This window comes from Flavobacterium aureirubrum, assembly GCF_038739835.1.
GTDB classification, from domain to species: domain Bacteria; phylum Bacteroidota; class Bacteroidia; order Flavobacteriales; family Flavobacteriaceae; genus Flavobacterium; species Flavobacterium aureirubrum.
This window is the reverse complement of sequence record NZ_JBCGDO010000155.1, coordinates 1-281: the sequence shown is the minus strand read 5'-3', so window position 1 is coordinate 281 and position 281 is coordinate 1. Positions and strand designations below refer to the sequence as shown.

1 protein-coding gene is annotated in these 281 nt (G+C 31.0%); it reads left to right on the top strand.

Going from position 1 to position 281, the window contains the following annotated elements; genetic code table 11:
• On the top strand, positions 1-281 hold a 281-nt coding region (locus tag WFZ85_RS16330; protein ID WP_342697292.1), incomplete at both ends, for a glycosyltransferase.

Below are 281 nucleotides of genomic sequence, written 5' to 3'. Positions count from 1 at the left end.
CCACGAGTTTAAATTTAGGTTTCAAAATAGCAAAAGGTGACTATATGTCTCGCATGGATGGAGATGATATTAGTTTACCAGAACGTTTTGCAAAACAAATAGCTTTTTTAGAGAAAAATCCTGATGTTATTGTTTGTGGTTCATTTTATACCATAATAGGAACACAAAAAAGTATTCTAGTTACTGAAAAACATGAAGACATAAAATCAGCTTCACTTAGAAATAATTTCATGGTACATCCATCACTCATGCTAAGAAAAAAAGCATTCGATGAACTTTCA